1 protein-coding gene is annotated in these 1,530 nt (G+C 77.3%); it reads left to right on the plus strand.

The window, feature by feature from the left end; translation table 11 throughout:
• Positions 1 to 87 precede the first annotated feature (87 nt).
• Positions 88 to 1,530, plus strand: a 1,443-nt coding sequence (locus tag GTQ99_RS23125; RefSeq protein ID WP_166618000.1) for a DNA polymerase III subunit gamma and tau, incomplete at its 3' end; no start/stop codon positions are given.

The raw sequence follows: 1,530 nt of genomic DNA on the forward strand, positions 1-1,530 counted from the left end.
GGGTCCCTCACGTCCGGGGCCGGGGAGGACGCCGGGGTCCTCCCGAGGCCGTCGGCGCTGTCGGCGCGGAGGGTTAGCCTCGACCCCGTGACGACCGCCCTGTACCGCCGCTACCGGCCCGAGACCTTCGCGCAGGTGATCGGCCAGGAGCACGTCACCACCCCGCTGGGGCAGGCGCTGGCCAAGGGCCGCGTCACCCACGCCTACCTCTTCTCCGGTCCGCGCGGCTGCGGCAAGACGACGAGCGCGCGCATCCTGGCCCGCTGCCTGAACTGCGCCCAGGGCCCCACGCCGACGCCCTGCGGGGAGTGCGACTCCTGCCGCGACCTGGCCAACGGCGGCCCGGGCAGCATCGACGTCGTCGAGATCGACGCGGCCAGCCACAACGGCGTCGACGACGCCCGCGACCTGCGCGAGCGGGTGTCCTTCGCGCCGGCCCGCGACCGCTTCAAGGTCTACATCCTCGACGAGGCCCACATGGTCACGGCGGCGGGCTTCAACGCGCTGCTGAAGACGGTGGAGGAGCCGCCGCCGCACGTGAAGTTCGTCTTCGCCACGACGGAGCCGGACAAGGTCCTCACGACGATCCGCTCGCGCACCCACCACTACCCGTTCCGGCTGGTGCCCCCGGCGCAGCTGACGACGTACCTGGCGGAGCTGGCCGAGCGCGAGGGCGTGGCCGTGGGCAAGGGCGTGCTGCCGCTGGTCGTGCGCGCCGGCGGCGGCTCGGTGCGCGACAGCCTGTCCGTGCTGGACCAGCTCATCGCCGGCGCCGGCGACGACGGCGTCACCTACGACATCGCCGTCTCGCTGCTGGGCTACACGCACGCCTCGCTGCTCGACGACGTCGTGGAGGCCGTCGCCGCCGGTGACGGGGCGACGGTCTTCCGCGCCGTCGAGCGCGTCGTGGACACCGGTCAGGAGCCCCGCCGCTTCGCCGACGACCTGCTGCAGCGGCTGCGCGACCTCGTCATCGTGGCGGCGGTGGGCGACGCCGCGGCGGACGCGCTGGCGGTGCCCGAGGACGCGCTGGGCCGCCTGAAGGCCCAGGCCGCGCACCTGGGGCGCGCCGAGCTCTCCCGCGCCGCCGACGTCGTGGCCGCCGGCCTGGAGCAGATGACGGGCGCCACCTCCCCGCGCCTGCAGCTGGAGCTGCTGTGCGCGCGGCTGCTGCTGCCCGGGGTGGACGCCGACGGCGGGCTGGGCGCGCGGGTCGACCGCCTGGAGCGTCGCGTCGGAGCCGCCGGCGCCCTCCCGGCACCGGTCGCCGCCCCCGCACCGGCCGCCGCCGCGCCTGCACCGGTCACCGCACCCGTTCCCGCAGCCGCGCCCATCACCGCGCCCGCACCCGTCGCCGAGCCCGCGAGCACCGCGGCGCAGCCCGCCGCGCCGGCCCCCGGGACGACCGCGGGTCCCGCGGCCACGACCCCCGAACCCGCGGCCTCCGGACCGGCGGCCTCCGGGCCAGCAGCCGCTGGACCGGCGATCTCCGGACCGGCGACGCCCGCGGCGGGCGACGCCCAGCCGTCC

Source organism: Kineococcus vitellinus (assembly GCF_009906315.1).
Classification (GTDB): domain Bacteria; phylum Actinomycetota; class Actinomycetes; order Actinomycetales; family Kineococcaceae; genus Kineococcus; species Kineococcus vitellinus.